This window comes from Aminipila butyrica (genome assembly GCF_010669305.1).
GTDB classification, from domain to species: domain Bacteria; phylum Bacillota; class Clostridia; order Peptostreptococcales; family Anaerovoracaceae; genus Aminipila; species Aminipila butyrica.
In genome coordinates this window covers 170584-195528 of sequence record NZ_CP048649.1, presented here as the reverse complement: position 1 = coordinate 195528, position 24945 = coordinate 170584, and the positions used below count along the sequence as shown (strand labels likewise).

Sequence of the window (24945 nt, the reverse complement as noted above, 5' to 3'; positions counted from 1 at the left end):
ATTAAATATTTATTGTATCGCTTTTTTACCGCTTTGACTGATTATCATGATGACGTCTACTAGAATACCAAGTGCCGCCACACCGATGGCGACTATATAGGCCATGCTGTAAGCGTGGACTCCCAGGCTGTCGTTAACCGCATTGGCTGCAATCTGTGGTCCCACCAGGGAGCCAATCGCATAAGCAAAAAACATGATGCCGTAATTGATACCGAAGTTCTTTACGCCAAAAGTCTTTGAAGTCAATGGTGGAAATACCACCAGCACGCCGCCGAAAGAAGCCCCCAACAGAATTAGGAAGAAAATGAAGAGCATTTGCGTGGTAGCTATTCTTAAGCCAAACAGGCCGATAATAGTCACCACCAAAATTCCCAGCAAAGTCTTCAGTTCTCCGGTCTTATCACAGAACCGCCCTACAATCAATCGTCCGCAAAAGTTGGACAGGCAGTTAATAGCTACAAAGTTAGCAGCAGCTAAAGGGGTAATAGCCAGTTGTATCTGAGCAATCTTGGACAATGAACCAATCATCATAATACCTGATGTGCAGGATATAGCAAAGAGCACTAGCATGAGCCAGAACTTGCCTGTGCGGAGCATCTCGCCTGGGGTAAAATCCCGTTGCAGAGATGTAACCCCGCTGGCAGCCAGCTGCTGAAACCCTGCTGGTTTCCAGCCCGCTTCTGGGGCTTTCATCTTCCAGCCCACTAACCAGATTAGAATCCAGTAGGCCAGACCAATATAAATAAAACCTTTTGTGCCAAATTGTTCACAAAGCAACGCGCCTGCTTTGGCTAGGACCAAAGGTCCTAAGGATGCCGATCCTAGCAGAATACCGGACATCGTTCCTCTCTTTTCCGGATACCACTTTAAGGCCGTGTTGATGGATGGATTGTACAAGAGCCCGTTTCCTGCACCAGCAATAAAGCCACAAGTTAAATACAGCAGCGGCAAGGTGTTTACAAAGGCCGTCAACAGCCAGCCCAAGCCAAAAATAAGCCCGCCTGCGTACATCAACATCCGCGGACCAAATCGGTCTACAATCTTTCCCGAAATAATCCCGAACAAGGCCATGAAAGACTGATAGATGGTCAGGGTTAGGGCGACTTGAGCCGCATTAGCCCCCGTAGCGTTTTGAAGGGGTACTGAAAAAACTGAAAATGCTGCGGAAGCAGAACAGCAGAATATAACAATAAATGCTGCCGAGAAAATAAGTACTCTGTTCTCCTCCGTTTTTTGTGTGACTAAATCCATGGGTTTTCTCCTTCTTCATACTTTTTTATGTAGGTTGGTGTCTCGTTATTTTTTTCACACCGTTGGCTCATTTTAGCTTATCGTTATCGGAAATACTAATACCAATATTTCTGCAAATTTATAGACATTGTCTATAGGTATCGATATAATCAAAAAAGAAGCCTTTACACCCACATAAAAAGAGAGTAAAAAATGAATCTGAGACAACTGACCTATTTTAAAAAGCTGGCAGAATTGCAGCATTATACCAAGGCCTCCTCAGAGCTGTTCATCAGTCAACCTAGCCTGAGCTATGCCATTTCCAGCTTGGAACAGGAGCTGGGTACCCCCCTCTTTCAGAAGCAAGGGCGAAACGTCGTATTAACCAAATATGGCAAAGAGTTTTACCGCCATGTATCAAAAGGTCTCACCGAGATTGAAACAGGAGTCCAACTGCTAAAAAAGCACAGCAGTGTGGAAACGGGGCACATCGACATGGGAGTCATTCCCACTATGACAGGGGATTTCATGCCCCGTATGATTCAGGAGTATCTAACTGTGCACCCACAGACGGATTTTCAAATTTTCCCTAATTATACAAAAGAGGTGATTGAAGGTGTCAGAAATGGAACTTATGACTTAGGAATCTGCTCCATGGATGAAAATGAATCCTCTTTAGTTTATATCCCGGTATTTATTCAAAACTTCGTCGTTATTGCCAGAAAAGACCACGAATTTGCCCAGAAAGAATGGGTGGATCCAGAAGAGTTAGAAGACCATCCCTTTATGACCTATCGACCAGCCCTTCCCATTGGCAAGGCGGTGCGAAATATGTTTCAAGAACATCAGGTGGTGCCAGATATTATTCGGACCTTTGACGACGAAACCACGATTGGAGGCATGGTCCATCATAACTTTGGCATGGCCGTAGTAGCCGATACACCGCTGCTGCGACAGTTTGACTTGGCGGTAATACCGATTCATTCCCCCCTAAATCATCGAATCATTTACCTTGCCCATCACAAAGATCGATTTCTAACAGATTCCGTCTCTGCTTTTATCTCCTATATGACGGAAAAAGCGAAGGCCTCTATCTCCAGCCTGTAAAACAGGTAGAAAAAGAGGCCTTCGCTTTCGTTTTAGTAAAAGGAATTATTGTGAAATTTATAGAAATTTATTTCTATACAACTTATATAGAGGTTCCGAGCATCATCCGCAGAGCACCGAAAAGCCCGGTCTCCTTCTTACCCATGCCATAACCCACCTTGTCAATCGTCCAGCCTTCCTTCACCGAACCGATTTCATCTGCCAGGCACTTAACAATACCACAGCCCGTCGGCGTGACTAGCTCGGTGTCCACCTCTTCACTAATCACTGGGATACCGCTGCCTTCCAGCATGGCCGCTACAGCGGGTACAGGCACCGGAATAATGCCATGCCTGCACGTGACGAAACCATGTCCATCGTGGAGCGGAGAAAATATAATCTTATCGGGGTTTATCCAATCCACCAAAATGGCAGTACCCACAATATCCACAATGGAATCAACTGCTCCTACTTCGTGAAAGTGAACGTGCTCCAAAGGCTTTCCGTGAACCTTAGCCTCTGCTTCTGCAATCTCCAGGAAAATCTTCTTACTTAGTGTCTTCGCCTTATCGGTAACGCCGCTGGCGTCAATAATCTGGCAAATCTCATAGAAGTTTCGTTCCTCTTCTTCCTCTTGAGCAGTAATACGTACATCTACATCCGTCATCTGAATGGCGTTTTTTCTCTTCTTTTCTATGATTAGTTCATACCCAGGAAGATTTAACTTTTTTAATTCCTCCATCAAGTATTTCTCTTGTCCGCTAACGTCTGCCAAAGCGCCCAAAGTCATGTCTCCGCTGATGCCAGAGGAGCAATCTATATAAAGTATCTTCATCTTATTTTCCTCTTAATTCATATGCTTTCTCATACATCTGTGCCCAGGTATCAAAGGAGGTCTTCCCTTTGACGCAGCAATCAAAAGCCTTTCTGTCTTCCACGATAAAATCAGCTTTCCAGTCAACAAAGACGGCTCCTGAAAAGGTAAATTCCTCAAAGGTGTTAAAGTTGGTATAGGTCTGCATGAAAGTATCGCTGAACAGCTCTTGAAGCTCTTCTCTCGACTCATAGAGGGCCGTCATCCTCGTCTCGTATAAAGCGGCTTCTCTGCCCATATAACGGTCTCCTTTCAGGTTTTTATCCACGTCTTCAGCAGCAGGGCGCCGATGCCCTGCCGTCAAAGACACCTTGCTTACAGCCGATCTAGGGCTTTCGCCACTTTAATCAGCCCTTCTGTAAGATTTTTCTGAGTTTGAGCAATTTTTTCCGGCGGCCATTCTTGTAAGCCTTTTCCCGTTTTAAAGCCCAGCTCTCCCTTCTCCATCCGTTCTGTCAGATAGGCCAGCGGCTGGTGGGAATCTTCCAAATGCGGAAATAAATAGTTGTGGATAGAATACGTTAAATCCAATCCGCCCATATCCATGACCTCCATTGGTGCAGAAATCCCCAGGCGCATACCAAATCCATATTTGATGGCATCATCTACATCCTTCGGTTCGGCGATACCCTGTTCCACGATGGACAGAGCCTCCCTAAATAGGGCATGCTGCATACGGTTGGCCAGAAAGCCCGGTACATCCTTTTTCACAATAACCGGCTTCTTGCCTACCTCCGCCAAAAGTTCATAGGTAGCAGATACCGTCTCTTCTGATACATATTTCGTGCGAATGACTTCTACCAAAGGAATCAGATAAGCGGGATTCCAATAATGGGTACCGATAATCCGTTCCTTGTGCTCTGCATTTTCTGCAATTTCTGTAATGCTGATGGCCGAGGTGTTGGACGCCAGAACGGTACTAGCCGGACAAAGCCGGTCCAGCTGTTCAAAATAATGCTGCTTTACCTGCAAGTCCTCTACAATACATTCAAAGATGATATCGGCGAAGTCCGCTGCTTCCTCCAGACTCTCTGTAAAGGTAATCCGGTCCAGGGTCTCCTGAATCTGTTCCTGTTGAATGACCCCATTTTCGTATAGGGTATTCAGATTATCTTTTAAAATATCCAGGGCATTGCCGCGCTTCTTGTCGTCAAAGACGTAGATGACTTTAACCGGATGGCCTTTGCTGGCAAACAGCTGGGTGATACCCAAACCCATTTTTCCTGCACCTAAAACGGCGATTTTTTTACATGATGTCATCGATTAATATACCCCATACTTATATTCTCTGGTGGTTACACCCGGTACCACGTCATCCTCATCAATAAAGGCTACCATGCGGACAATGGAACCATCACCCTTCCACCATCTCAATGGGAAGGCGGAGATGGTGCATCTCTTTCCTGTGACCATCTCGATGTCACCGCCTACATTTTCAAAACCCATGACATTGTTTCTGAGCAGGATATCGTGAACCGGCTCCCATTCTGGGAAATCCTCGATTGGCGGATGGCCGAACTCTTTGGTATATTCGTCGATAAGCCTTGGCACAAATGGTCCCGGACCGTGGTCAATCATGTATGTATAGCACGGGTGGTCCAGCGCCTGCATATCCACGCCCAAGCCTTTGATTTTCTTCTCTACCAGCCATTTAGCCCCTTCGATGGACAACCCTGGGCTGTACATAAAGTAATTGTCATTTTCGCCCCAATACTTATGACTTCCGGTATTGATGATGACGATATCGCCTTCGCGGATTTCCGGCGTAGCATTTTCCAAATCCTCTACCGTGATTAGCTCCCATCTTTTCTTTGGAATGCTGACGATAACGGCGTCTCCGTAATAGTTCTCCAGCGGCAGCTCGTGGGTATAGGCTCCTTCTGGAATAACGTGAGACGGAGAGTCGGCATGTGTGCTGTTGTGCATATGAAAATCGTTAAAGGTTTGCAGTAATCTGTAATGCATTGGCATATGCTGTACTCGGTCAATATGAAAATCGCCGTTTGACGGCCAAAGTGGATTTCCCTGTCCAAAAGGATGTGATAAATCAACTAATTTTAATTTTCCCATTTCTTTCTCCTTTTTCATCGGTCCATGAGTCCGCTGACTGCGAACGCCCACTGGACTAGCTTCTCCTTGTTATGTGGTTAACAGGTGTAATGTAGCATTAAATTCACTTATATATAAAGCAAATAGCGTGCCAACCCCTTTATGCCAGAAATAAGGCCTTTCGCCTCTTTATTTCTTTGTCTTCTTGCAACAAACCCTGCAACAACAGTATTTCGTTGCATTATTGCAACATGCTGAGGTATACTAGAGCTAGGAATGATATTGGGGTTTATGGAGTAAGCAGAAAGTTAAAGTAAGAATGGAGGATGTTATGGATCAGGTATTAGCCATTTGCAAAATTAGAGAAAAGGTAAAGAAGCTGGCGACTCAAATAGAAGGCCCTCAGTCCAAAGAGCTGATTAAAGAGGTTTACGATGACTTGGGTGTTTTTTTAGATACCGGCATTGACTTTAAGGAAGTCGTGGATGCCCTGGATGACAGTATTTTTATCACAGATAAAAATGGAGTCTGTCTATACGTAAATCCGGCCCACCTTCAAAACACTGGTATAGAGCCAGAGGAAGTACTCTCCCATTCTGTTGCCGACCTGATTCGGGATAAAGTCTTTACAGGGGGTGCTGCTCTGGACGTCATCAAACACGAAAAAAAGATTTTTCGTCTCTCTACTACCTATCGGACCATCCCTCCCCGTACAGGTTACGCCGTAGGTGTGCCCATTTTTGACGACCAGCAAAACCTGCATCAAGTGGTAGTCAGCAGTCGGCCTATTCTATCCCTCCACGCCCTCCACGATGACTATGGCAAATTCCTTGCTGCACTGAGCGAGCCCAAGTCCGCGATCCAGCTGATGGAGCGACCCGCTAATGAACCGGCCCGACTGGTAGGCGCCTCTATTTCCTTGAAAAAAGTCTGGGAAATTATTGATAAGGTGGCGGATACCGATGCCACGGTACTGATTACTGGAGAGTCTGGCGTAGGGAAGGAAATTGTCGCCGATGAAATCTACAAGAAAAGTAATCGGTGCAACAAGCCATTTATCAAAGTAAATTGTGCCTCTATTCCCGCCAACCTGCTGGAGTCAGAGCTCTTTGGATACGATAAAGGGGCGTTCTCTGGTGCCAATGCCTCTGGCAAGCAAGGCCTCTTCGAGTTAGCCAACAACGGCACCCTGCTGTTAGACGAAATTGGCGACATGCCCATGGATCTGCAAGTAAAATTACTGCGGGCTATTCAAAACAAGGAAATCACTCGAATCGGTGGTTCCAGGCCCATCTCTTTGGATATTCGCTTCATTGCTTCCACCAACAGCGATTTAAAAAACAAAATCGCCCGAGGGGAGTTCCGAAGTGACCTTTACTATCGGCTGAACGTTATTCCTATCCACATCCCTTCTTTACGGGAGCGGATTGCGGATATCAAACCCCTCTGTGATTTTTTTGTAAAAATGTACACAGAAAAACATCACAAATACATTGCTCTCAGCCCGGAACAGATAACGCTTTTTGAACATTATAGCTGGCCAGGTAATATTCGAGAGCTGGAAAACGTCATTGAATATTTGACTATTTGCAGCTCTGGCACCGGACAGGCCGACGACGACCTCATAAAGGGACTTCTGGATATTTCCAACACCACTCATGCTGCGGAAAGTCCTGGTGCAACCTTAAACGACTCTGTGGAATCCCATGAAAAGGCCTTAATCGAAGATGCTTTGCGAAAAACGAAAAACCTTCGTGAAGCAGGCGCCCTTCTCCATGTGAACGCCTCTACTGTTTCACGGAAAATTAAACAGTACAATATTAATTATGAAGACATTAAAGCCCGGCGGTAACCGCCGGGCTTTGCCTGTTGTCAATATATCCACGTTCTCTATGACCTCAGCCAGAGGCCTCCTTTTTCTTACTGCAACCGTAGAATCTCTCGTGCTTCCTCTGGGGTAGCGATGGTCTTATTCATCTCCTGGGCCAGCCTTTTTACCCGTTCCACAAAGTCTACATTGGAATTTGCCAACTGCCCATAGTGATAAAATACATTATCCTCCAGGCCCACCCGGATGTTACCTCCCAGCGCCAGAGCAGCCATAGTGATTTCCATAGCTCCCTTGCCAATCCCAAAGGTACTCCAAGTGCAATCTTCAGGCAGATGATTTACTAAGTACAGCAGACTCTCTGTGGTGGCTTCCATGCCGCCGGGAGCCCCGAGGCATAGCTGAAAGTGCGGCGGTTCTTTAATAATTCCTTTTTTGATGTAGTAGAGCGCATTGTTTAACATCCCCATATCAAAAATTTCAATCTCCGGCTTCACATTGGCCTTTTGCATTTCTGTTCCCAGAAACTCTAGAAACTTTGGTTCGTTCATAAATACATCACTATGGAGCCAGTTCATCGTGCCCGCATCAAAAGAAGCTAACTCCGGCTTTAGCTCCCGAAAAGGCCGAACCCGGTCCTCGTATGTCTGATTCTGCGCGCCCGATGTAGTCAAGTTCAACAGAATAGGGCATTTGGCTGCCCGTATAAGGGTTACAGTCTCTTGAAACTTTTCAAAACACATACTGGACTTATCTTCATCATCCCGCACGTGAATATGTGCTACACTGGCCCCAGCTTCATAGCATTGAATCGCTGCCTGTGCAATTTCCTCTGGCTGGGTAGGCAGGCCAGGGTTATCTTTCTTGCTTGGTATTGCCCCGGTCAGCGCCACCGTTAAAATAACTTTATTTTTATGATTAGATCGTCTTGTTGCTAACATCTTGTCTCCTTTTCTAGTCTTTACTTGCTTAGAAGTTCATCTTCTTTCTTGTAATCTCTATTGTATTTCTTCGTATCAATGATGCTGATTAAAATCATATTAAAGAGCAGCAGTCCTAAAAATACGGTGTAAGACCCTCTCAGGCTTCCCGTCAGTCTCAGGGCCTGGGCATTAATTGTGTAATTCGAGAAAAGTATTGCACTCATAATTGGAAAGTATACCGAGTGAACCTTGGCAAAGCCGTGCCGTCCAAAGACAGATACCGGCAGAGAGGTAATAAAGTTTGCTGCGCCGCCGATGGAAAAGCCCATCATAAATACCGATATGTATACTGCCGTCATATTTTCCGTAATGTTCATAGCCAGAGCCACACAGTACCAGGCCAGAAAGATGAGGATGGCTTTTTTAACCCCTAGCTTCTGATCGATCCAACCAAACGCATACCCCCCTGCAAAACCAATGACAGCACAAACCGTCATCAGCGCGATAGCCGTGTTTTGAGACAAACCTAAACCCACATTTCGCACAACCAACTGACTCATGACCCCGGTGGTCACCAGCTGGTTAATACCTACAACCATTGCCACCAGCCACAGTTCTTTTGTCTTTAACAACTTCGGTACGGTCCAAATGGAAGTCTCATCTACCGTCTCTGTAAAATACTCCGCCTCGTAAATCTCCTTACTTACATTGTCTGGATAAATTCCTCTTTCCTGCGGCGTATTGCGGATAAAAATGAGTCCAATGACTCCTAACCCTAAGGCGATAAAGGCAGCCATGGTGGTTCCCTTGGCAAAGCCTACTGAACCAATCAGGTATGCAATCATTGGAACATAGAAAGCGGAACCCATGTGATGACCCATAGTAGTCAGGCCGTTAGCCAGTCCTTTCTTCCTTGGGAACCACTGCACCACCAAAGACCCTCCAGCTATGTAGGCTGCCCCATTGATGAAGCTCACCACCAGTGCCAAGCCAATGCCATATTGAAGCAGACTCTGAGCATGGCCATAGAACATATAGGAGAGGCCAGCACCGATCAGGCAGATGCCGGAGGTATACCGGGCCCCAATCTTTACGTTAATCCTGCCGATGATATAATAAGCAAAAAGACCTACAAATCCGGCATAGGTAGCCATGGACAACACGTCGGCGTATTCCAGTCCATGCTCTTCGGCAAAAGCCGGTGCGACAATATTCAACCCGTCTATCGAAAAGCCGATTAGCAGGAAAAACATGATCATACAGTAAAAAATTATACCCCAACCATGTTTGCCAAATCTTAAGTTGGTGTTATCGCTAGACAAGCGTTTTTTTGCACTCATAAAAAATTTCCTCCAATTTTTAAAACCTTATTCGCTCTGATTTGCTTTATTCGGTTACCTTATCGTTCTGTCGCTTTTCTGCTACAATCTTATCAATATACGCGTTCCAAATCGGTTCTTCCGCTGCCATTCTTTCTCGGAATCCCGGTCCAATCTCTGTCTGATCCATGCGGTCAATAATAGCCCAAGCAATGTGGGGCTCTGAGGGCGGACATCCGTGGACAGCTACGCCCCGGCCTCTATATTTAGCTGTACAATTACCACAAAGAATTAATTTTTCAGGAGGTATGTCTTCTGGAATAGATTTCTTTGCGCCTAGCACAATAACGGCGTCTTGATTTTTGTCATATTCTCCTAAAGCCTTTAGTTTTTCCATAGTAAAGGCTACCAGAGACTGACAGCTAGAGCAAGAATTTTCGTGCATAATATTATATTCCGGCCAAGTATCAAACTTTTCAAGGTACGGCAGCCACATTTTCTTGTAAACTTCTTCGATGGACTTACCTTTAACGATAATGCTGTCTGGATCGCTGGTTCCCAGTCCTCGCTGACGAGCTGCCTCGAAGTAATCCACTAAATCGATATCCAAGCCTACCATTCTACAGGCCGTGGCATCCAAGGCCACCGGATCTTTGCTGGCTACTACGCAGCCAAAGTCTAGAGGCACTGCAGAATGCGGGCCAAACCCCTCTGCTGGATAAATCAAATCCGCAATGGTTAGGTCCGCCTTGACCACAGACCAAATATCCATCATAGCCATGGCCAGATTTGTCTTATGCATTTCGTAGTGAACCTTATCCTGAACCACGCCCTTAATGTTTTTTAAAGCGCAGCTGAATACCATACTGGCGTGGGATTTGAATACCGGAAGGTTAATAATGTGCTCCGCCTCCAACAACAGCTTTGGCAGCATGACATGGGTAATATCAGAATGAGCATCTCGAATCTGGACCTTTACCAAGTCCTTATCTGATTTGATGTCATACAGCTCTGCCCCTTCCTCTCTAGCTACCTGCGCATGTCCCGCCGACTCAAAGCAAGCCATGGTATCACAGCCGATGGCCGCAGCCTCACCGACGATGACTCTCTTAGCGCCCGCCTTCTTTACCGCCTTAATGACGGAGCGGAGCATTTCATGGTTGGTATTGATGCTGGTCCCCGGCGCGCCAAGGTGCCCGGCGTTAGGCTTAAGAATAACCGTGGAATTCTTTTTAATTAGAGTCTCTGCCCCGCCCAGGTCCCTCAGCACCTGGTCTACCATGACATCTATACTTGGATCTTTTGCTATCGCTACAATTGATTTTGCCATAACGTTTCAGTTATCAGCTTATATCTGATAACCTACCTCCCATCTTTTACTATTTAGTTTGTTTTTATAATAGCTACATTACGGACCTATTAATTGCAAATTGTGTGCCAATTCCGAATTCCACTCCATCCTTCCATCTAAATTAAACCTGTTAAATAGTTTAAGATCTTTTCATTCCCGCAATGGGCCCTTCAAAAGCCAAGTCATAGATAGCCTCCGCAGACTCTCGATCAACAAGTTCTAGGCCGCCTCCCAATACCGAGTTCCCCGTCGGACAAGCCATCGCCGCCAGCCGTTTTGCTTCTTTCTTGGAGTCTCGCCTATGGATACCTACGGTTTTTAAATCTACTGCCAAGCCCAAATTTTCTATAAAATCAACAAGGCAAGCCACCGCATCCTCCCCGCTGCCGACTCCCCAGACGCCCTGTGCAAAGGCCTGAAATTTTTCTGGGTGGCGGGGATTCACATATCTGCACCAGGCTGGCAGAATAATCGCTAAAGCAGCGCCATGAGCCAGTCCGTACTCCCCCGTCAGCGGATGAGCCAACCCATGACAGGCAAAGTCTCCTCCCGGCCCCAGCATGTTGTTGTGAGCCATAGCTGCCGTCCACATAAGCTCACTTCGCAAGTTGTAGTCTGTTGGATTTGCCATCAGCTTAGACGCCAACTCCACCACCGTACGCATCAGCGATTCGCATAGACCGTCCCAGAGGAAGCTGCCCCGGCGCAAATCCACATACCGCTCAAAAGCATGGGAAAAAATATCCACGGCCGCCACCGCCGTGTTATAGCGCGGCAGACTGAGGGTGTACTCAGGATTGAGAATAGCAAACCGGGGCAGGGTATAACGACAATACAAGGCCCGCTTTTCTCCTGTCTGGTCATTAGACAACACCGACATACCATTGCACTCACTGGCAGAAGCGGGTATGGTTACCACGGCACCGATCGGTAGGGCCCGGTCTACTTTTACCGCATTTTTATATAAATCCCAGACAGGTGCCTCCGAGCAAGCTCCCATAGCAATGGCCTTTGCCGAGTCTATGACACTTCCTCCGCCGATGGCCAAAATCAGCTGCACCCCTTCTTTTTTGCAGAGCCTTACCCCTTTCTGAGCCAATTCAACCTGAGGATTGCAACGGACGCCGCCCAGCTTTATAGACTCCAGCTGCCGCTCTGCCAACAAAGCGGTAATCTGATCTAAGATACCATTCTCTTCAATTCGCTTGCTTCCATAGTGAATTAGCACCTTCTTTCCGTATTTTTCTGCCAACTGACCTATTTTCAAAGTTGCTTCTCGTCCAAATATGATTTCTGTAGGCATCGAAAACTCAAAGTTCATCATTGCTCTTCCCCCTATTTCCGTTATTCCGCTAAAATAAAAATTTTTACTAAAAAAGTTTTCTCCAATAAAAAGCTGTTTTTTCATAAAAAAGGGCGTCAATCCGTTGCACCCCCGCAACAAACTGACGCTCCTTTTTCCCATTCTGCAACAGGCTGACTTTACTGCATTTCCACTAACACCGCAGTGCCCATGCCGCCTCCAGCGCAGAGGCTGGCCAAACCATACTTTTTGCCCTGTCGTTTTAACTCATTTACCAGAGTCACCACCAGCCGAGTACCCGTTGCGCCCACCGGATGGCCCAGGGAAATACCGCCACCATTTACGTTCAGCTTTTCCCGGTCAATGCCTAATTCCTTCTCACAGGCCAAGCACTGAGCAGCAAAGGCCTCATTGATTTCAAAGAGGTCGATATCGCCAATCTGGAGTCCCGTCCGTTCCAAAGCCTTTTTACAAGAACTGATAGGTCCGATTCCCATTACTTCCGGTTCCACCCCTGTGGTAGCTACCGATAAGATTTTCGCTATGACTGGAAGCCCCAGCTCTTTTGCTTTTTCTTCGCTCATCAGCAACACTCCTGCCGCCGCATCATTCATGCCGGAAGCGTTGCCTGCGGTAACCGTGCCGCCTTCCTTAAAGGCTGTCTTTAACTTCTGCAAGTCTTCCAGATTGGCATCTCGCTTTGGATACTCGTCTGTGTCCAAAACCTGCTGGCCTTTTCTGTTTTTCACAGTCACCGGCACAATCTCTGCTTTGAATCGGCCCGCATCTATGGCTGCTACGGCCCGCTGTTGCGAAAGCAAGGCATATTCATCCTGCATCTCTCTAGTGATGCCATACTGCTCCGCTACATTTTCCGCAGTAACCCCCATAGCTGGACCGATACCTAAGTTCGTCAACGAATCCCACATCGAATCCCGCATGTCCAGATGACCGAACTTTTTTCCGTACCGGGCACCAAAGACCATGTGAGGGGCCGTGCTCATGCTGTCTGCTCCCCCTGCCAAAATGCAATCTGCCTCACCAGATTTAATCTGATAGTACCCCATCTGGATAGAGGACATGGAAGAAGTGCAATTTCTGTGAACGGTAATACCAGGCACAGAGGCTGGCAGGCCAGCTTTGACCAGTGCCACCCTCGCCAGATTATTTTCTAAGTACGTCCGCTGATAATTACAGCCCCATATTACATCTTCAATGATAGCGGGGTCAATGCCGGCCCTCTTGACCACCTCCTGCATGATGGGAATGGATAAGTCCAATGCGGTCAACTCCTTAAACTGGCCGCCGATTGTTCCAATTGGTGTTCTACACCCAGCTACGATAACTACATTGTTCATTTTTTGCCTCCTGTTGTTGTTATTCCTGCGATATTTTTAGCTAGTTCCTTTTTAGCATTGATATTTCCTTGTCGGGCAATCATAATGCGCTGAGCCTGGGGTGAGCCTGCTCCGTGCATGGATTCCGTCCGGTAGCCCACTGCTGCTGCACCCAGGCAAACATTTTCCAGGAACCGCAGCACCCGCATACGCTCCTCTGTAGTAGCCGCCGGGTTTCCTGCAAAATACTTGTTACAGATTTCACCGATGGTTTCTCCGCTTTTACCTACTACCGTTTCTGATTTAAAGTCCTTTTCCGAAGGCATGGTTACCATCAGTCCGCCGGCGATATCCTCTGCCAGACGAACGATTTCATAAGGATACCTGGTGATGTTCTGCTTGCAGACATTAGCTAACAGCAGGTCAATCTGATAGTTGCCTGCCGCCGTTGGCTGGCCTTCTGTAGAGCAGGCGAGACCGCAGCAGTAGAGCGTTTCATTGAGGTGAGTCATTTCGATAAGCTTATCCTTTATGTGTGCCGCTTTTTGAACCCCGTTGTAATCAGCGGCTAGAGCTGCGGCACCGATGACCACATCGCCTACACCCACTTTACAACCCCCATAGGACTGCCGATGGTATCCAGCAAACCGTTCTACCATCATGCCAGCAAATTCATATTCGCCGCAGAGGAAGATTCTTTCCTTTGGAATAAACACATCATCGAAAACCACCAGAGCTTCCTGCCCTCCAAATTGTTTGTTACCCAGATCGATATCCGCATCCGCTTCTAGTTTCCGGGTATCGCAGGACTGTCTGCCGTAGATCATGTATAAGCCTTCGGCATCAGACGGACAGGCGAAGGAAACGGCGTAATCTGCATCTGCTTCCCCCATCGCTATAGTTGGCATAATCAAGTGCTCGTGAGAGTTGATGGAGCCGGTCTGATGGGCCTTAGCTCCCCGGACTACGATACCGTCCTCCCGCCTTTCTACAATCCGCAAGAAGAGATCTGCATCTTGCTGTTTAGACGGCGATAATGCTCGATCGCCCTTGGGATCCGTCATCGCCCCATCTACTATCAAGTCCAGTTCTTGAACGTGCTCCAGGTACTGAACAAAGTTTTTATGATAAGTTGTACCAAATTTCTGGTCGATTTCGTAGGTCGTGGAAAATACTGCATTAAAGGCATCCATCCCTACACATCGCTGAAAGCAGGAGGCCGTCTTCTGACCGCACAACCGCTGCATTTTTACTTTTTTCTTCAGATCCTCCGTGCTCTGATGCAGATGCCCAAAGCGATTGATGGTCTCGCCGGTCAGACTGGACTTCGCCGTCATTAAATCGGCATAATGAGGATCGTGAGCCAAATCATAAGTCATGGCCACGCAGTTAATGGATGGCCGAATCATCGGATGATCCACCCAGTTTTCTATCTTCTCACCAAACATGTACACTCTTGTTTTTAATTTTCTCAGACTCTCAATGTACTGAGCTCCTGTCATTAGCATAAATATATCCTCCTTCGCTAATTGGTAAAATACCGTGTCTGTTTTTAGTTAAATGCAATTTGTATGCCAATTAGCAAAATAATTCTCTTCTATTCCAACCGAAACCGGCGAACTAACTGATCCAACTTTTCTACCTGAGCGGCTAACTCTTCGCTGTTTGCTGCCGACTTCTGGGATGATCCGGCATTTTGCTGTACTACTACAGCAATCTGCTCAATCCCCAGCTTTACCTGATTTACAGAGGCTGCACCCGTCTGAGACATCTGTGCAATCTCCCCGATTAACAGACTGGACTCCCTAGTCGAGCGAACAATTTCTAATAGGCTTTCTCCTGTCTCATCGGCTAGAGCTGTTCCCTTGTTGATGGCCGCTATAGAGTTTTCAATGAGCTGGGTGGTCTGCTTCGCCGCTTCTGCCGATTTTCCCGCCAGATTTCTCACTTCCTCTGCGACTACAGCAAAGCCCTTTCCGGCTGAACCCGCTCTGGCAGCCTCTACCGCTGCATTTAACGCCAATATATTTGTCTGGAAGGCAATATCATCAATAACCTTAATGATTTGCCCGATTTGCTTAGAGGACTCACTGATTTCATTGATGGCGTACAGCAGCTCCTTCATCTTTTCATTTCCGCTTTCTACTTCTCCTGCCGCCTTTTCGGACTTTTGGCCCGCCTCATCGGCTTTGTCCGCCGCATGATTCATGGAAGTATGAATTTCATTTATTTCTGCAGATAATTCTTCAATTGCACTGGCTTGTTCGGTAGCGCCTTCCGATATGAGCATGGCCCCAGAAGCCATCTGCTCCGCGTGGCTGCTGATTAAGCTAGAAGACTCCTTGATTTCTCCAATCACTTGCTTCTGCATATGGCTTACCTTTGTCAGGGCATTTTTTAACTTCTCGAATTCACCGGTGTAATCGTTAACCAAGTGTAAGCGAAAGTCCCCTTCCGCATACTGATTCAGTGTTTCTGAGCTTTCCCCTATATAGTCAATATACTTTTTTAATCGCTGTGTAAGGCTGTCAATCGACTCGGCCAACAAGCCGACCTCATCCTTTGATGAAACCTGAATGTTCACATCTAACTCCCCAACAGCCAGCCGCTGGGCTCCCCGCTGAATCGTTTGAATAGGTTTTACAATTTTTTTGGAAAGCACACTGGTGACAAGGATACACAAAAGGGCTGAAATAATCATCACAAAAATCATTCCACGCTGAAGCATGTTTACATCCCTGGTAAATTCCGTTACCGGCATGAAGGTAATCACGTACATATCAAATTCCTTCACTTTATTGTAGGAAGCAATATTTTTTTGACCATCTAGGGTAAAATACCCAAACCCTGAGCTATTACCTATAACTTGACGGTAAAACTCTTGAGTGTCTTCTTTTTCTTGGTTCAGGTTCAGCGTTAAAATTTGAGAAGTTTCTTCTGCCCCTAAAATCTGCCCTGAAGAATCCATCAAAAAGGTTTTACTCTTATCTATCACATTGGTTTTGACTAGAGTCTTTGTGACCGCATTGAGGTCCGTAGCCACGGCAAAAGCTGCTAAAATCTCCTCTGAATCGGAATCGATCACTGGATAAGCCAAAATAATATTTGGAATATTCGAGACTGGAGAAGGTTGAGGGTTTCCTATATAACCACTTGGCTGACTCATGACGGTCTTATACCAGGGTTCTTGCTCTTCATCATACACATGGCCCACAGACCCGCCACCCAGGCCGTCTATTAAAGTCATACCGTTATAGCCAAAAAAAACATTCTCATATAGGCCCCCGGCATGATCAAATAAGCCTTTAGTATATTCGGATAAAGCTTGTCTTTTTTGAGGATTTTCTCCATAGTTATGTAGTTCTTTAAAATACTCCTCTACGTAGGGCTGAGTAGCCACCGCCTGGGTAGTCTTAGAAATATCTTCAAAGGCTAAAGAAATTTGCTCGGATTTCTCCGATGCAGAGTTTGCTAGAGAATTTTTAATTTTTTCCTCCAAAGAGTCGGTGGCCGACAGGCTGATATAAAACATGTTTACCACCAAAGGAATGATCATACATAAGATCGATACGGCAAAAATCTTAAAAAATAAATGATTAAACTTTTTCATATTCCATTTCTCCTACATTTATCACAGAATTATTCATTTATTGTTAAATTATTGCAACTTACATGCCAAAAACAAAAAAGGAGCAGGTTGTTACGACTGAACATCATAAGAACCTACTCTCTGTGCTACCTTACCTTGGAAGCGGTCTCTTCTAACCGCTCCTGCCTGTTGGTCTGTTCACAATTTATTTACTATTTATCCAGATTGCTGCTGCATTCCCGTAGATAGGCTAGTACCCGAGGGGCAGCTATCAGAAACCAGGGTGCAAACGTCCCTGGATCTTGCACCAGCTCCTGCTCCAAATCAGAAAAGCTGATCCAGCGCATAGCCGCTACCTCCTCCGGATTTATTTTAAACTGACCTTGAAATTCTCCCACCATGACGTGATCATACTCATGCTCATACAAATCATCGGCAAACTGATGCTCATATTCAAAGGCGAAGATTTCCCGCACCGGACAGCGGATACCAGTTTCTTCATATAACCGCTCCTCCGCATCATCAATGAGGTCCAACTCACCGGCCGGATGGGAGCAGCACGTGTTGGCCCACAGACCTCCGGAATGATATTTATGAAAAGCTCGCTGCTGAATTAGCAGTTTATCCTCATGGTATAAAAATATGGAAAAAGCTCGATGCAGCAAAGGATTTCTATGGGCTTCCGCCTTTTCTGCCCAGCCTACAGGCCGATCCGCTCTATCCACCAAGATTACCTGGTTTCGATCTATATTCTTTTTTCTCATACACTCTCCTTGTCTCCTATCCGTGGCTCGCGCCTTTCCCCTTTTCGAAACTTATCCACAACAGTAACAGCCACTGTCCAGATGGCCAATCCTAGGAGCCATCCCCCCATGACATCGCTTGGGTAGTGGACTCCCACGTATATCCTGCTGATGCCGATACATAAAAATAAGAGAATACAACCTGTCCCTAAAACTTTATACACAGATTTATCCACAGGTGTGTGGAAAAGTAGATAAGCAAACAATCCATAAAATACAAGGCCTGAACAAGAGTGTCCGCTGGGAAAACTGAATCCACCCTGAGAAATCAGGAAGTTTTCCACAGGGGGCCGGGGCCGTTGTATCAGCCACTTTATAATAGTTTGAATCGTGGCCGAGCAGGAAGCTGCTATGGATAAAGGAAATCCGTAATTCATTCTAGTCCCTTTAAAAAATAACAGAATGATGCAGAAAAAAACGATAGTAAGGGAATTACCTAAATAGGTGATAGCGATGAGCAATGGATTTAGCAGGGGATTCCTACACCCTATGATGGCAGACCTCACGATGGTATCAAAAGCCAGCGGAATTCCTGATTGCTTCGCGTTAATAACAGCAAAGGCTATAGAAAGAAAACCCAGCAGAGCTCCGCATAAAATAAATATTCTTTTTTTATTCATATATCCATACTCCTTAGGTCATCATTTTATCTATAGCAGCAATTGCCTACTTAGATTGTACTATATTTGCTTAAAAATTAATCATTAATATTTTATGTATTTTGTGATATGATTAGAAGATACTGTACATCGTCATAAAGGTACAGATTTGCACCTTTTAGGACAGAATGGAGAAGCTTATGAAAATTATCAGAAATATACCCATGGCCGTAGAATTTATGGCCGCCTTGACAGAACTCACCCGGCATAAAAAGAATATCTTTAAATACCGGCAACTGGGCGATTTAGAAAAGGAAAAAGAATATATCCTTAAAGCCACATCAACCTGGGGAAAACGCCTCGTCAATGATTTAAACATTCAGCTAAATGTTATGGGTAAAGAAAATTTACCGGAAAGCGGCCCGGTGGTCTTTGTCGCCAATCATCAGGGCTACGGGGATATTCCCGTATGCTGCGCTGTGCTGGACAAATTCCAGACTGGATTCATTGCCAAAAACAGCCTTTCCAAGCTGCCTTTCTACGGCGAGTGGATACAAAACATCCGCAGCGTTATGCTTAATCGGGATGATCCGCGAGAATCTTTGCGGGCTATCGAAACCGCCATCGGTTTTATTCAGGACGGCTTTTCTATCGTGGTCTTTCCAGAAGGACATCGGAGCAAAGGGGGGGACATGGCCGAATTCAAAAAAGGCAGTCTTCGGCTGGCTACCAAGCCCGGGGTTCCGGTTATACCTATTTCCATCGACGGCACCTATAAACTCTTTGAAGAAAAGGGCTATATGCAAGGCAACTTTACCGTGGACTTTCTAATCCATCCTCCGGTGGAAACGGCTGGACTCTCCAGGCCGGAAGCCTCTAACCTGGCTGCTGTCATCGAGGAGATCATCCGCAAAGGACTTCATCAAATAAAGAACCAAAAAAACGAATAGTTAACTCTAATGAAAATGCACCTCCTGTTAGCACGCTGACAGAAAAGGTGCATTTTATATATTACATAGGTGTTCGGAAACCCTTTCCCAGTATATTGCTGGAATTGGTGATGATTACAAAAGCGTGCGGATCATTTTGCCGGATATAATCTCTCAGAATCTTTGCCTGAGCCCGATTGACTACAGACATGATGACAAACTTTTCCTTATTGTCATATGTACCAATACACCCGTACTTCGTAGCTCCTCGGTGAACTTGCTGGTGGATGAACTCACTGATTTCATCAGGCTTTTCCGTAATAATGGTAAAGCTTTTTGTCACATTGATGCCTTCCATAACATTATCTACTACTACCGCCTTGGCCAACAGGCCCAATACTGAAAAGAGTCCGGTGGTAATACCAAACATAATGCCACTGGTGACAGCAATGATTGCGTCTGTACAAAACAACGCTTTTCCAATATCCAAAGCCGTGTATTTCTTCAAAATCATGGCGATGATATCTGTACCTCCGCTGCTGGCAGAATAGTTGAAAAGAATAGCCGAGCCCACAGCAGGCAGAACGACGGCAAAAACCAGTTCCATCAAAGGCTGATCCGTCATGGGGCTGGTCAGGGGTATCAAGTCCTCAAAGAGTTTGACAAAAAAAGAGAGGACTACCGACCCATATAAGGTACGAATACCAAAGGAAGTCCCCAAAAAGAGAAATCCGATCCCCAAAAGCAACATGTTCACAATTGCCATCAGTGTAGCTTTAGACATAGGCAGTACCGCCGATAACAGGATAGAAATACCGCTGACTCCTCCTGTAGAAAAGTTGTTAGGCATCTTAAAGAAGTAAACCCCTGTAGCTACAAAAAACAGACCTAGAGTAATCAACGAATAATCGATGAAGACTCGCTTCCAGTTTATATCCTTTTTTATTCCGTTCATATTATTTTCCGAACCCCAAGCCAAATCTTTCTTTTACCCGCAGCATCGTCTTTTCTGAAATATCGTTGGCCTTTTCGGCCCCTTCTTTTAGAACATCAATCAATTCCTGAGAATGACGTATCTCTTCATACTGTTCCCGAATAGGCCGGAGGGCTTCTGCCGTAACCTGAACTAAGTCTTTCTTGAAGTCACCGTATCCGCAGCCTTGATACTTTTTCTGAATATCTTCTATGGATAAACTGGAAAAAGAGCTGTAAATATTCATCAGGTTGCTAATGCCCGGCTTGTTTTCTATATCAAAGCGGACTTCTCCCTCGGAATCGGTGGTAGACTTCATAATAGCTTTTTTAATTTTAGATTCATCGTCTAACAGCGATATACGACTCAATGGATTTTCCGCACTTTTACTCATTTTTCTCGTAGGCTCATCTAGAGCCATGATTCGGGCCCCTTCCTTCAGAAACCGTCCTTCGGGAACCACAAAAGTCTCTCCATATTTGTTGTTGATTCGAATGGCTAAATCTCTGCACAACTCAATATGCTGCTTCTGATCGTTTCCAACGGGAACCACATGGGTGTCATAAAGCAAAATGTCCGCTGCCATTAGCACCGGATAGGTAAACAACCCTGCGGGAGCAGATTCTCGGCCTTTGCTCTTGTCCTTGAACTGAGTCATTCTCGACAGCTCACCGGTATAAGCACTACAAGTCAATACCCATGACAACTCTGCGTGGCCTGGTACATCAGACTGAACAAAGACCGTGGCCTTTTTCGGATCAACACCAATAGCCAGATAGAGAGCCGCCACATCTAGGATATGCTGCCGCAGCTCCTGAGGCTGTTGAGGCACGGTGATGGAGTGCATGTCTACGATGCAGTAAATACATTCATTGTCGTTTTGCAACTCCACAAACTGCCTTAATGCACCCAGATAATTGCCTATATGTATATTTCCTGTGGGCTGTACACCCGAAAAAACTCTTTTCATCCGCGCTTCCTCCGTCTAACGGTTTAATTCTTCGTGAAACATTTTTCTTATATTTTTTTCCGCCCTGGAAATGGTCATCTGAGAAACCCCCATATGATTGGCGATTTCTGCCTGTGTCTTATTGTTCAAATAGCGCAGCTTGAAAATCGTCTTTTCCTTGTCCTGCATATTTTTAAAGACTTGTTTGATCACCTCAAAATCTTCGATACTGCTATAGCCTTTTTCCTCTATGGAGGCAAACTTATCGAAGGTCATCAGGTCGTCATTGTCCAAAGTTTGATTCAGAGAATATGTAGTATAAGCTCTTCCGCTTTCGATGGCCTTGACCACCTCCTCATTGGACACGTCCAGGTGCTTTGCCAACTCATCTACTGTAGGAGTTCTTCCCAGATGATCGGTCAAATTTTCTTTGGCCGCAGGAATTCGCAAACTAATTTCCTTGGTTCGCCGAGGAACCTTAATGCTCCACTCCTTATCTCTGAAATACTTTTTTATCTCACCTAAAATAGTCGGTGTGGCAAAACTGGAAAATTCAAAGCCTTTATCCGGATCGAAGCGATCAACCGCAGAAACCAGAGCCATGGCACCTACCTGATAGAGATCGTCGTAGTCTACGCCCTTATTCATATATTTTCTTATGAGAATTTCTACCATATACAAGTAAGCTTCCACGATTTGATTTCGCACATCGATGTTCTTGCTACTCCTGTACTGTAAGAATGCTTCTTGGTTCATCATTTACTCTTCACCATTACTATGCTTTTTTGTTCGCCGTACATTGCTTTAATTTCTACCTGATCCATTAAGGTCTTTATGACCACCATGGCCAAATCTCCGTCCTGCGGGCAATTTTTACATGGACAGTATTCCTTGGTAATACTTCGCCCATCGCCCACATCTGTAACCGCAATGGTCATTTTATCTTCTTGAAGTTCACAAGACACCTCATACATATTGGTCCAGGAATTGAACCCGTGACAGGTGATGGCCTTGCAAGCTTCATCCACAGCCAGCTTGATATCATCCACAGCTTCTACATCGAAACCGACATTTCCTGCCAAAGTGGCAATGCCCATTCTAACTACTTGTATGTACTCTGGTTTACCTGTAACTGTAAACTTAATGAAATCCGCCATTTTTCGTTTTTTCTCCTTGATTATCATGAAAATCTACAAAGCAGATTTGTGATCGTTGAGTCGAATCCCTTCATCCATCTTTGATTAAATTTGTTCATAATTGGAATTGGGAATCGCCCATAATAGACGATCCCCCTCATTTTATCATTATTTTGTTTTTATTTCAATCTGTGAAACAGACTCGGAAGAAATTTCATTTTCAGTTTCATCCTCTTCCTTGATGACCTTAGCCATAGCAATGATATTCGCTTCTTCGTCTACCCGCATGATTTTTACACCCTGGGTAGCCCGTCCCAATCTGGATACTTCACCTGCTCGGATTCGAATGATGATGCCATCGGAATTGATGAGCATAATCTCATCATCTTCGTTGACCACCATAGCTCCAATCAACTGACCAGTCTTTTTGAACTTGGCTTTATCATAAGTGAGCAATCCCTTGCCCCCTCGAACCTGAACCTTGTAGTCCTCTACCGGAGTCCGCTTACCGTAGCCGTTTTTGGTTACTACCAAAAGTTCTTCGTTAGACTCTACCAATTCCATTGAAACCACTTCATCATCATCTTCCAGCTTGATTGCCCGCACACCGCCGGCAATTCGGCCCATGCTGCGCACATCTTCTTCGGAGAAGCAAATACACTTACCTTGCTTAGTAACGATGATTACTTTGTTTCTTCCCGTCGTCTGATTAATACCGATGAGCTCGTCACCATCTTTTAAGCTAATCGCAATGAGCCCTGTTTTTCTGTTGGTGTCAAACTGAGACAGCGGAGTCTTCTTGATGGTACCGTGTTTCGTTACGGCGATAAGGAATTTGTCTTCTGCAAATTCCTTGATTGGAATGACTGCTGTAATCCGCTCCCGCTGCATCAAATTTAGGAAGTTAACAGCTGGCATGCCCTTTGCCGTCCGACTGGCTTCTGGTATTTCATAAGCCTTAAGCTTATGGGCCTTTCCGGTGTTAGTAAAGAACATCAGCGTGTCGTGAGTAGAGGTCATAATCATGTTTTTCACAAAATCATTTTCTCTGGTAGTCAGGCCAGTAATGCCCTTTCCGCCCCGTTTCTGTGTCTTGTAGTTGTCTACAGACATTCGCTTGATGTATCCTAAATGAGTCAGCGTAATCGCTACATTTTCTTCTTCAATCAAGTCTTCTTCTTCCAGCTCGGACATGTCAGCTACAATCTTCGTCCGCCGTTCATCGCCCCACTTATTCTTGATTTCCAGCATTTCATCTTTTACTACACCCATGAGCATCTTTTCATCTGCCAACAGCTGAATGTAATAAGCAATTCGATTCATCAGCTCTGCATATTCACTTTCAATCTTTTCCCGTTCCAAGCCTTGTAATCTAGCCAGTCTCATATCTAAAATAGCCTGAGCCTGAATTTCTGAAAGTCCATAACGATCCATGAGTTTTTCTCTGGCATCGTTGTAGCTTGCCCGAATCAATTTAATGATTTCATCAATATTATCTAAGGCTATCCGCAGACCCTCTAAAATATGGGCCCTTGCTTCTGCCTTTTTCTTATCAAAAATAGTTCGTCTGGTAACAACATCTTTCTGATGTTTCAAGTATTCGTCTAAAATCTCATATAAAGTTAAGATTCTCGGCTGACCGTCTACTAACGCAATCAGAATCATGCTGTAGCTTTCTTGAAGCTGGGTATGTTTAAACAGCCGATTCAATGTAATCTGTGGATTCGCATCTCTTTTCAGCTCAATAACAATCCGCATACCTTGCCGATTAGACTCATCTCGGATATCTGAAATTCCATCCAGCCTTTTTTCCTTGACCAAATCAGCAATTCGTTCAATCAGCCTAGCTTTGTTTACCTGATAAGGTATTTCTGTGACAATAATCTGCTGCTTGCCTTTGCTGGTTTCTTCAAATTCTGTGGTCGCACGAACCAAAACCTTGCCTTGTCCTGTTCGGTAGGCATCTTTTGCACTGTTCTTTCCCATGATAGTTGCCCCTGTAGGAAAGTCCGGTGCTTTAACAATTTTAATTAAATCCTCAATATCAGCATCTTCATTGTCAATCATGTAGACTGCTGCATCAATTACCTCGTTTAGATTATGCGGTGGTATCGACGTAGCCATACCGACAGCAATACCATTGGAACCGTTCACCAATAAGTTAGGAAACCTCGCAGGCAGAACCACTGGCTCTTGTTCTTCCTCGTCAAAGTTAGGCATAAAGTTTACGGTATCTTTTTCAATATCCCGAAGCATTTGCAGGGCAAAAGGCGTCATCCTAGCTTCCGTATAACGCATAGCCGCTGCACCGTCTCCGTCTACGGAACCAAAGTTACCGTGCCCATCTACCAGCAGATAGCGGGTAGAGAAATCCTGAGCCATTCGCACCATGGCATCGTAAATGGAACTATCTCCGTGAGGATGATATTTACCCATTACTTCACCGACAATACGAGCGGATTTTTTATGAGGTTTATCCGGGGTTACTCCCAGTTCGCTCATTCCATAGAGAATTCTCCGATGTACAGGCTTCAGCCCATCGCGAACGTCAGGCAGGGCTCTTCCCACGATGACGCTCATGGAATAGTCGATATAGGAGTTTTTCATTTCGTCATGAATCTCATGCTGTATCAGCTTGGAATCTTCTAATAAGTTCATAATTCTGTA

The 24945-nt window shown here is 45.4% G+C and carries 22 protein-coding genes; 3 read left to right on the top strand and 19 right to left on the bottom strand.

Going from position 1 to position 24945, the window contains the following annotated elements; translation table 11 throughout:
* Positions 1 to 9: 9 nt before the first annotated feature.
* Positions 10 to 1251, bottom strand: coding sequence for an L-lactate MFS transporter (locus Ami103574_RS00900; protein ID WP_163064875.1), 1242 nt, complete (start codon positions 1249 to 1251; stop codon positions 10 to 12).
* Between the two features lie 192 nt (positions 1252 to 1443).
* Between Ami103574_RS00900 and Ami103574_RS00895 the strand changes: the two genes are divergently transcribed.
* Positions 1444 to 2337: a LysR family transcriptional regulator gene (locus tag Ami103574_RS00895; RefSeq protein WP_163064874.1), complete on the top strand. Its 894-nt coding sequence runs from the start codon at positions 1444 to 1446 to the stop codon at positions 2335 to 2337.
* An 82-nt stretch (positions 2338 to 2419) separates the two neighbouring features.
* On the opposite strand, the gene larC is transcribed toward Ami103574_RS00895, so the two are convergent.
* From larC to Ami103574_RS00875, 4 genes are all read right to left on the bottom strand, one after another.
* Complete coding sequence (gene larC, locus Ami103574_RS00890; protein WP_163064873.1) at positions 2420 to 3151, bottom strand: nickel pincer cofactor biosynthesis protein LarC; 732 nt, start codon at positions 3149 to 3151, stop codon at positions 2420 to 2422.
* A gap of 1 nt (position 3152) precedes the next feature.
* Positions 3153 to 3428: a hypothetical protein gene (locus tag Ami103574_RS00885; protein ID WP_163064872.1), complete on the bottom strand. Its 276-nt coding sequence runs from the start codon at positions 3426 to 3428 to the stop codon at positions 3153 to 3155.
* Positions 3429 to 3505: 77 nt separating this feature from the next.
* Positions 3506 to 4450 (bottom strand): 3-hydroxyacyl-CoA dehydrogenase family protein, encoded by a 945-nt coding sequence (locus Ami103574_RS00880; RefSeq protein ID WP_163064871.1) that lies wholly within the window; start codon positions 4448 to 4450, stop codon positions 3506 to 3508.
* Positions 4451 to 4453: 3 nt separating this feature from the next.
* Entirely contained in the window at positions 4454 to 5260 is an 807-nt protein-coding gene (locus Ami103574_RS00875; RefSeq protein WP_163064870.1) for a cyclase family protein, read from the bottom strand.
* A 310-nt stretch (positions 5261 to 5570) separates the two neighbouring features.
* Between Ami103574_RS00875 and Ami103574_RS00870 the strand changes: the two genes are divergently transcribed.
* Complete coding sequence (locus Ami103574_RS00870) at positions 5571 to 7091, top strand: sigma-54 interaction domain-containing protein (protein WP_163064869.1); 1521 nt, start codon at positions 5571 to 5573, stop codon at positions 7089 to 7091.
* A gap of 68 nt (positions 7092 to 7159) precedes the next feature.
* Here the strand turns inward: Ami103574_RS00870 and Ami103574_RS00865 are convergent, their stop codons facing one another.
* From Ami103574_RS00865 to Ami103574_RS00825, 9 genes are all read right to left on the bottom strand, one after another.
* Complete coding sequence (locus Ami103574_RS00865) at positions 7160 to 8008, bottom strand: BKACE family enzyme (protein WP_163064868.1); 849 nt, start codon at positions 8006 to 8008, stop codon at positions 7160 to 7162.
* A gap of 20 nt (positions 8009 to 8028) precedes the next feature.
* Positions 8029 to 9330: an MFS transporter gene (locus Ami103574_RS00860; RefSeq protein WP_163064867.1), complete on the bottom strand. Its 1302-nt coding sequence runs from the start codon at positions 9328 to 9330 to the stop codon at positions 8029 to 8031.
* 46 nt (positions 9331 to 9376) lie between these two features.
* On the bottom strand, positions 9377 to 10639 hold the full coding sequence (locus Ami103574_RS00855) for a DUF362 domain-containing protein (RefSeq protein WP_163064866.1): 1263 nt from the start codon (positions 10637 to 10639) through the stop codon (positions 9377 to 9379).
* 160 nt (positions 10640 to 10799) lie between these two features.
* Positions 10800 to 11984, bottom strand: coding sequence for an iron-containing alcohol dehydrogenase (locus Ami103574_RS00850; protein ID WP_163064865.1), 1185 nt, complete (start codon positions 11982 to 11984; stop codon positions 10800 to 10802).
* A 158-nt stretch (positions 11985 to 12142) separates the two neighbouring features.
* Positions 12143 to 13321 (bottom strand): thiolase family protein, encoded by a 1179-nt coding sequence (locus tag Ami103574_RS00845; protein WP_163064864.1) that lies wholly within the window; start codon positions 13319 to 13321, stop codon positions 12143 to 12145.
* Positions 13318 to 14808 carry a 4-hydroxyphenylacetate 3-hydroxylase family protein gene (locus tag Ami103574_RS00840; protein ID WP_163064863.1) on the bottom strand — a complete coding sequence of 497 codons (1491 nt, stop codon included), beginning with the start codon at positions 14806 to 14808 and terminating at the stop codon, positions 13318 to 13320. The genes Ami103574_RS00845 and Ami103574_RS00840 overlap by 4 nt, the downstream gene beginning before the upstream one ends.
* 89 nt (positions 14809 to 14897) lie before the next feature.
* Positions 14898 to 16910: a methyl-accepting chemotaxis protein gene (locus tag Ami103574_RS00835; protein WP_163064862.1), complete on the bottom strand. Its 2013-nt coding sequence runs from the start codon at positions 16908 to 16910 to the stop codon at positions 14898 to 14900.
* 191 nt (positions 16911 to 17101) lie between these two features.
* Complete coding sequence (gene idi, locus Ami103574_RS00830) at positions 17102 to 17653, bottom strand: isopentenyl-diphosphate Delta-isomerase (protein WP_163064861.1); 552 nt, start codon at positions 17651 to 17653, stop codon at positions 17102 to 17104.
* On the bottom strand, positions 17650 to 18312 hold the full coding sequence (locus Ami103574_RS00825) for a phosphatase PAP2 family protein (RefSeq protein ID WP_163064860.1): 663 nt from the start codon (positions 18310 to 18312) through the stop codon (positions 17650 to 17652). The genes idi and Ami103574_RS00825 overlap by 4 nt, the downstream gene beginning before the upstream one ends.
* Positions 18313 to 18491: 179 nt before the next feature.
* Between Ami103574_RS00825 and Ami103574_RS00820 the strand changes: the two genes are divergently transcribed.
* Complete coding sequence (locus tag Ami103574_RS00820; protein ID WP_163064859.1) at positions 18492 to 19241, top strand: lysophospholipid acyltransferase family protein; 750 nt, start codon at positions 18492 to 18494, stop codon at positions 19239 to 19241.
* A gap of 61 nt (positions 19242 to 19302) precedes the next feature.
* On the opposite strand, the gene Ami103574_RS00815 is transcribed toward Ami103574_RS00820, so the two are convergent.
* The 5 genes from Ami103574_RS00815 to gyrA all read right to left on the bottom strand — a co-directional run bounded on the left by Ami103574_RS00815 (position 19303) and on the right by gyrA (position 24936).
* Positions 19303 to 20175 carry a YitT family protein gene (locus Ami103574_RS00815; RefSeq protein ID WP_163064858.1) on the bottom strand — a complete coding sequence of 291 codons (873 nt, stop codon included), beginning with the start codon at positions 20173 to 20175 and terminating at the stop codon, positions 19303 to 19305.
* A gap of 1 nt (position 20176) precedes the next feature.
* Complete coding sequence (gene trpS, locus Ami103574_RS00810) at positions 20177 to 21163, bottom strand: tryptophan--tRNA ligase (RefSeq protein ID WP_163064857.1); 987 nt, start codon at positions 21161 to 21163, stop codon at positions 20177 to 20179.
* A 15-nt stretch (positions 21164 to 21178) separates the two neighbouring features.
* Positions 21179 to 21901: a SigB/SigF/SigG family RNA polymerase sigma factor gene (locus Ami103574_RS00805; protein WP_163064856.1), complete on the bottom strand. Its 723-nt coding sequence runs from the start codon at positions 21899 to 21901 to the stop codon at positions 21179 to 21181.
* On the bottom strand, positions 21898 to 22299 hold the full coding sequence (locus Ami103574_RS00800; RefSeq protein ID WP_163064855.1) for an ATP-binding protein: 402 nt from the start codon (positions 22297 to 22299) through the stop codon (positions 21898 to 21900). Before Ami103574_RS00800 ends, Ami103574_RS00805 begins: the two co-directional genes overlap by 4 nt.
* Positions 22300 to 22446: 147 nt before the next feature.
* Positions 22447 to 24936, bottom strand: a complete 2490-nt coding sequence (gyrA, locus tag Ami103574_RS00795; protein WP_163064854.1) for a DNA gyrase subunit A — start codon at positions 24934 to 24936, stop codon at positions 22447 to 22449.
* Positions 24937 to 24945: the final 9 nt, after the last annotated feature.

Bases quoted from the DNA above. Each gene is read 5' to 3' on its own strand.
- Ami103574_RS00900 (WP_163064875.1), bottom strand. From the start codon at position 1,251: ATGGATTTAGTCACACAAAAAACGGAGGAGAACAGAGTACTTATTTTC.
- Ami103574_RS00895 (WP_163064874.1), top strand. From the start codon at position 1,444: ATGAATCTGAGACAACTGACCTATTTTAAAAAGCTGGCAGAATTGCAG.
- larC (WP_163064873.1), bottom strand. From the start codon at position 3,151: ATGAAGATACTTTATATAGATTGCTCCTCTGGCATCAGCGGAGACATG.
- Ami103574_RS00885 (WP_163064872.1), bottom strand. From the start codon at position 3,428: ATGGGCAGAGAAGCCGCTTTATACGAGACGAGGATGACGGCCCTCTAT.
- Ami103574_RS00880 (WP_163064871.1), bottom strand. From the start codon at position 4,450: ATGACATCATGTAAAAAAATCGCCGTTTTAGGTGCAGGAAAAATGGGT.
- Ami103574_RS00875 (WP_163064870.1), bottom strand. From the start codon at position 5,260: ATGGGAAAATTAAAATTAGTTGATTTATCACATCCTTTTGGACAGGGA.
- Ami103574_RS00870 (WP_163064869.1), top strand. From the start codon at position 5,571: ATGGATCAGGTATTAGCCATTTGCAAAATTAGAGAAAAGGTAAAGAAG.
- Ami103574_RS00865 (WP_163064868.1), bottom strand. From the start codon at position 8,008: ATGTTAGCAACAAGACGATCTAATCATAAAAATAAAGTTATTTTAACG.
- Ami103574_RS00860 (WP_163064867.1), bottom strand. From the start codon at position 9,330: ATGAGTGCAAAAAAACGCTTGTCTAGCGATAACACCAACTTAAGATTT.
- Ami103574_RS00855 (WP_163064866.1), bottom strand. From the start codon at position 10,639: ATGGCAAAATCAATTGTAGCGATAGCAAAAGATCCAAGTATAGATGTC.
- Ami103574_RS00850 (WP_163064865.1), bottom strand. From the start codon at position 11,984: ATGATGAACTTTGAGTTTTCGATGCCTACAGAAATCATATTTGGACGA.
- Ami103574_RS00845 (WP_163064864.1), bottom strand. From the start codon at position 13,321: ATGAACAATGTAGTTATCGTAGCTGGGTGTAGAACACCAATTGGAACA.
- Ami103574_RS00840 (WP_163064863.1), bottom strand. From the start codon at position 14,808: ATGCTAATGACAGGAGCTCAGTACATTGAGAGTCTGAGAAAATTAAAA.
- Ami103574_RS00835 (WP_163064862.1), bottom strand. From the start codon at position 16,910: ATGAAAAAGTTTAATCATTTATTTTTTAAGATTTTTGCCGTATCGATC.
- idi (WP_163064861.1), bottom strand. From the start codon at position 17,653: ATGAGAAAAAAGAATATAGATCGAAACCAGGTAATCTTGGTGGATAGA.
- Ami103574_RS00825 (WP_163064860.1), bottom strand. From the start codon at position 18,312: ATGAATAAAAAAAGAATATTTATTTTATGCGGAGCTCTGCTGGGTTTT.
- Ami103574_RS00820 (WP_163064859.1), top strand. From the start codon at position 18,492: ATGAAAATTATCAGAAATATACCCATGGCCGTAGAATTTATGGCCGCC.
- Ami103574_RS00815 (WP_163064858.1), bottom strand. From the start codon at position 20,175: ATGAACGGAATAAAAAAGGATATAAACTGGAAGCGAGTCTTCATCGAT.
- trpS (WP_163064857.1), bottom strand. From the start codon at position 21,163: ATGAAAAGAGTTTTTTCGGGTGTACAGCCCACAGGAAATATACATATA.
- Ami103574_RS00805 (WP_163064856.1), bottom strand. From the start codon at position 21,901: ATGATGAACCAAGAAGCATTCTTACAGTACAGGAGTAGCAAGAACATC.
- Ami103574_RS00800 (WP_163064855.1), bottom strand. From the start codon at position 22,299: ATGGCGGATTTCATTAAGTTTACAGTTACAGGTAAACCAGAGTACATA.
- gyrA (WP_163064854.1), bottom strand. From the start codon at position 24,936: ATGAACTTATTAGAAGATTCCAAGCTGATACAGCATGAGATTCATGAC.